3 protein-coding genes and 1 pseudogene are annotated in these 5,590 nt (G+C 69.7%); all 4 read left to right on the forward strand.

All coding sequences use genetic code 11. From position 1 onward, the window contains the following. Window positions 1–1,528 (forward strand): family 43 glycosylhydrolase (locus tag FUT87_RS07095; protein WP_255511711.1); only part of this gene is annotated, 1,528 nt, incomplete at its 5' end. A 20-nt stretch (window positions 1,529–1,548) separates the two neighbouring features. Then, window positions 1,549–3,135, forward strand: a complete 1,587-nt coding sequence (locus FUT87_RS07100; RefSeq protein ID WP_255511712.1) for a GH39 family glycosyl hydrolase — start codon at window positions 1,549–1,551, stop codon at window positions 3,133–3,135. A 100-nt stretch (window positions 3,136–3,235) separates the two neighbouring features. Then, a pseudogene (yicI, locus tag FUT87_RS30430) lies at window positions 3,236–4,896 on the forward strand (alpha-xylosidase); the annotation flags it as partial. A 96-nt stretch (window positions 4,897–4,992) separates the two neighbouring features. Next, window positions 4,993–5,505, forward strand: a complete 513-nt coding sequence (locus FUT87_RS31620) for a hypothetical protein (RefSeq protein WP_404935369.1) — start codon at window positions 4,993–4,995, stop codon at window positions 5,503–5,505. Window positions 5,506–5,590: the final 85 nt, after the last annotated feature.

A 5,590-nucleotide genomic window follows, 5' to 3' on the forward strand; every position in this document is an offset into this window, starting at 1 on the left:
CGCCTCTTCGCGCCCCCCCGTCCTTCGGCGTCGGCCGCGAAGGCCAGCGCAAGGCCGATCTCGGCAACGGCACCTACCGCAACCCCATCGTCCCGGCGACCGCCCCGACCCCACGCTGCTCAAGGACGGCAGCGACTACTACCTGACCTTCTCCTCGTTCACCTCCTACCCGGGCGTCGTGATCTGGCACTCGACCGACCTGGTGAACTGGACCCCCATCACCGCCGCGCTGAAACAGCCGATCGGCGCCGTCTGGGCGATGGACCTGGTCAAGCACGACGGCCGCTACTTCATCTACATCCCCGCGATGCAGGAGAACGGCTCCAAGATCCACGTCATCCACGCCGACAACATCCGCGGCCCCTGGAGCGATCCGGTGGACCTCCACCTGGGCGACTGCATCGACCCGGGCCACGCCGTCGGCGAGGACGGCAAGCGCTACCTGTTCGTCAACGGCGTGCGCCGCATCCGCCTCAGCGACGATGGCCTGTCCACCATCGGCCAGCTCGAGCCGGCCTATACGCCCTGGCAGTACCCCAAGGACTGGGTGGTGGAGATGTTCGCCCCCGAGGGCCCGAAGATCTTCCGCCGCGGCGAGTGGTTCTACCTGATCGCCGCCGTCGGCGGCACCTCCGGCCCGCCGACCAGCCACATGGTGACGCTGGCCCGCTCGCGCTCGATCCACGGACCGTGGGAGGACTCGCCCCACAACCCCATCGTCCGCACCCAGAGCGCCGACGAGCCCTGGTGGTCGCGCGGCCATGCCAGCGTGGTCGAAGGCCCCGCCGGCGACTGGTGGATGGTCTATCACGGCTATGAGAACGGCATGCGCACGCTGGGCCGCCAGACGCTGCTCGAGCCGGTCGAATGGACGAAGGACGGCTGGCTGAAGGCACGCGGCGGCACGCTCGCGCGGCCGCTGCCCAAGCCGCGCGGCGGCCGGCCCTCGCAGGCCGGCTTCGACCTCTCCGACGACTTCAGCACCGACCGCATGGGCGTCCAATGGACGCTCTTCGCGCCCGACGCGAAGGACGGCGAACGCGTCTCGCGACGCGACCGCAGCTTGGTCCTGAAGGCCAAGGGGACCTCGCTGGCCGACTGCTCGCCTCTGACCTGCCTGATCGGCGACCGCAGCTACGAGGCCAGCGTCGAGATGGAGATCCCCGGCGACGCCCACGGCGGCCTGGCGCTCTTCTACGACGGCCGCGGCTTCGCCGGCATCGGCGCGAACGCGCAGGAGATGCTGACCTACAACTACAGCCAGGAGATCGGCTGGATGCGGCACAAGCTGCCGGCGACCACCGGGCCGCGCGTGCTGCACCTACGGCTCACCAACCGCGAGAACGTCGTCACCTTCCACACCTCGCCCGATGGCAAGGACTGGACGCAACACCCCTGGCAGATGGAGGTCTCGGGCTTCCATCACAACGTCTTCGGCGGCTTCCTGAGCCTGAAGCTGGCGCTGTTCAGCGCCGGCCAGGGCGAGGTGCGCTTCCGCCGCTTCCGCTACCGCGGGCTTCCCGCCTGACCCCCTCCGGACTTCAACCCATGTCGCTCACCCTCTCGAGACGCAAGATGGCCGCGCTGACGCTCGCGCTCGCCCCGATGGCCGCCTGGAGCGCCGGACCGGCCGCCAAGCCCGGCCGTGCCATCGACGTCGACCTGCGCCAGGCCGCCGGCCCGGTCGATCGCAGCTTCGATTACGCCGTCGGCGCCGACTTCCCCGGCACCCTGATCCGCGACGACAGCCAGGCCCAGCTCAAGACCGCCGTCGACGAGCTCGGCTTCCGCACCATCCGCTTCCACGCGATCTTCCACGACGCGCTGAAGACCGTGACCAAAGGCGCCGACGGCCGTCTCCAATTCGACTTCGGCCGCATCGACACGCTCTACGACGCGCTGCTGGCCAAGGGCATCAAGCCCTTCGTCGAACTCGGCTTCACGCCGGACGCGATGGCCACCTCGCCGCAGACCATCTTCTACTGGAAGGGCAACACCTCGCATCCGCAGGCTGAGCCCTGGGTCGCGCTGGTCGACGCCTTCGCGCGCCACCTCATCGCGCGCTACGGCGCCGAGGAAGTGCGCCAATGGCCCTTCGAGGTCTGGAACGAGCCCAACCTCGATGGCTTCTGGGAACGCGCCGACCAGACCGCCTACTTCGACCTCTACGCCCGCAGCGCCCGGGCGCTGAAGGCGGTCGATCCGCAGCTGAAGGTCGGCGGTCCGGCGACCGCGGGCGCCGCCTGGGTCGTGCCCTTCCTGGCCTTCTGCAAGGAGAAGAACGTCCCCGTCGACTTCGTCACCACCCACACCTATGGCGTGGACGGCGGCTTCCTCGACGAATTCGGCCAGGACGACAACAAGCTGTCGCGCTCGCCGGACACGATCATCGGCGACGTGAAACGCGTGCGCGGCGAGATCGAAGCCTCGCCCTTCCCCGGCCTGCCGCTCTACATCACCGAGTGGAGCGCCAGCTACAACCCGCGCGATCCCGTCCACGACGCCTACCTCAGCGCGCCCTACATCCTGGAGAAGCTGCGCCTGACGCGGGGCTACGCCCAGGCGATGAGCTACTGGACCTACAGCGACCTGTTCGAGGAGCCCGGTCCGCCGCCCACCCCCTTCCACGGCGGCTTCGGCCTGCTGACGCGCGAAGGCGTGCGCAAGCCGGCCTACTTCGCCTACAAGTACCTGAAGCAGCTGACCGGCCGCGACGTGCCGCTCAAGGACAGCAGCGCGCTTGCCGCGGTCGACGATGGCAAGGTCGCCGCGCTGGTCTGGGACTGGCGGCTGCCGGACCAGCAGACCAGCAACCGGCCTTATTTCACCCAGGTGCTCCCGGCCACGAAGCTCGCCCCCGCCACGCTGCGCTGGCAGGGCCTCAAGCCCGGCGTCTACACGCTGCGCCAGTACCGCGTCGGCTTCGAGGCCAACGACGCGTACACCGCCTGGCTGAAACTCGGCAAACCGGGCAACCTGTCCGCCGAGCAGTTGGCGAAGCTGCAGGCGCTGACCACCGACAAGCCGGAGCGCGAGCGCACCGTGCGCGTCGGGCGCGACGGCCGCCATCGCGAGACGGTGCCGATGCGCTCGCATGACGTGGTGCTGGTGACGCTGGAGCCGGCCGCGCGATGAAACGATGAAGCGGCGCCGCGCCGGCGCCGCTCGCATGCAGACCGGCGGCCGCCGACGGCCGCCATGACGAGTCACCGACAGGAAGACGAGAAGGATCCCCATGAAGTTCACCGACGGGCAATGGCTGCTGCAGCCTGGCGTCTCGGCCCATTACGCCACCGAGACCTATGCCGTGGACATCCACGACGACCGCGTCGTTCTGCTGGTCACCACGCGCCCCATCAAGCACCGCGGCGACACGCTGCAAGGCCCGACGCTGACCGTCACGCTGCGCTCGCCGCTGCCGGGCGTGATCCGCGTCAGCGTCGAGCACTTCAGCGCCTCCCAGGCGCCGCGCCTGCACGTGCCCATGGTCGGCGCGACCTCGCCGGCGCTGCAGGTCACCGAGACCGACAAGCTGGTGACCGTCACCTCCGGCCCGCTGTCGGTCGACGTCAAGAAGGGCGAGGGCTACGGCCTGACCTTCCGCGAGGGCGACAAGGTGCTCACGCGCAGCGACTGGCGCTCGCTCGGCTACCTGCAATGGGCCGGCAAGGCCAACTACGTCCATGAGCAGCTGACGCTGGCGGTGGGCGAGTACGTCTACGGCCTGGGCGAGCGCTTCACGCCCTGGGTCAAGAACGGCCAGACCGTCGAGAACACCAACAAGGACGGCGGCACCGCCTGCGAGCAGGCCTACAAGAGCGTGCCCTTCTACCTGAGCAGCCGCGGCTACGGCGTGCTGGTCAACGAGGCGGGCCCGGTGTCCTTCGAGGTCGCGTCGGAGAAGACCTCGCGCGTGCAGTTCAGCCGCGAGGGCGAGACCCTGGACTACTGCGTCATCGCCGGGCCCACGCCCAAGGCCGCCGTCGCGCGCCTGACCGAGCTGACCGGCCGCGCGCCGCTGCCGCCGGCCTGGACCTTCGGGCTGTGGATGACGACCTCGTTCACGACCCAGTACGACGAGGCCACCGCCACGCACTTCATCGACGAGATGGCGCGCCGCGAGCTGCCGCTCAGCGTCTTCCACTTCGACTGCTTCTGGATGCGCGAGTTCCAGTGGTGCGACTTCGAATGGGACCGTCGCGGCTTCCCCGATCCCGAGGGCATGCTCGCGCGGCTGCGCGCCAAGGGGCTGAAGATCAGCCTCTGGATCAACCCCTACGTCGCGCAGCGCTCGCCGCTCTTCGCCGAGGGCGTGCGCGAGGGCTACTTCATCAAGCGCGCCAACGGCCTGACCTGGCAGACCGACCTCTGGCAGCCCGGCATGGCCATCGTCGACTTCACCAACCCCGCCGCCAAGGCTGGTACCAGGGCCACCTGCGCCGGCTGCTGGCGATGGGCGTGGACTGCTTCAAGACCGACTTCGGCGAGCGCATCCCCGACAAGGACGTCGTCTACTTCGACGGCTCCGATCCGGTCGAGATGCACAACCTCTACGCGCTGCAATACAACGAGGCCGTCTTCGAGCTGCTGCAGGAGGTGCAGGGCAGCGACGCGGTCGTCTTCGCGCGCTCGACCTACGCCTCGGGCCAGCGCTTCCCGGTGCACTGGGGCGGCGACTGCTGGTCCAACTTCGAATCGATGGCGGAAAGCCTGCGTGGCGGCCTCTCGCTGACGTCCTGCGGCTTCGCCTTCTGGAGCCACGACATCGGCGGCTTCGAGGGCAATCCGCCGCCGGCCGTCTACAAGCGCTGGATCCAGTTCGGCCTGCTGTCCTCGCACAGCCGGCTGCACGGCAGCAGCTTCTACCGCGTGCCCTGGCTGGTCGACGAGGAAAGCTGCGTGGTGCTGCAACGCTTCACCCGCCTGAAGCACCAGCTGATGCCCTACCTCTACGCGACCGCGATCGCCGCGAGCGAGACCGGCGTGCCGACGATGCGCGCGCCGGTGCTGGAGTTCCCGGACGATCCGGCCTGCGCGACCCTGGACCGCCAGTTCCACCTGGGCGACGCGCTGCTGGTGGCGCCGGTGTTCACCGACAGCGGCGAGGTCGATGTCTACCTGCCGGCGGGCCGCTGGACCCACCTGCTCAGCGGCGAGGTCGTCGACGGCGGCCGCTGGCGCCGGGAGACGCACGACTTCATGAGCCTGCCGCTCTACGTCGCGCCGAACACCGTGCTGCCCTGGGGCCAGGAGACCGAACGCCCGGACTACGACTACGCGCGCGGCGTGGTGCTGCGGGTCTTCGCGCTGGACAAGGGCGCGACCGCGCCCTTCGTGGTCGCCGCGGTGGACGGCACGATCGCGGCCCGCGGCACGGTGACCCGCGACGGCGAGGGCTATCGCGTCCGTATCGTCGAGGGCGCGCTGCATGACTGGGCGATCGAGGTCGACGGCGCACGCAGCCCGGTGCAGACTGGCTCGTCGCTCGACTGGAGCGCGCAGTGATGCGCACCCGGACCCTGGCCGTGCTGGCGGGCCTGGCGATCGTCGGCATGGGCGCCACCGCCGTGTACGCGCAGGCCGGCGACGC

The organism is Mitsuaria sp. TWR114, assembly GCF_007997345.1.

Coding starts and splice junctions, on each gene's coding strand:
- FUT87_RS07100 (WP_255511712.1), top strand. CDS start 1,549: ATGTCGCTCACCCTCTCGAGACGCAAGATGGCCGCGCTGACGCTCGCG.
- FUT87_RS31620 (WP_404935369.1), top strand. CDS start 4,993: ATGCGCGCGCCGGTGCTGGAGTTCCCGGACGATCCGGCCTGCGCGACC.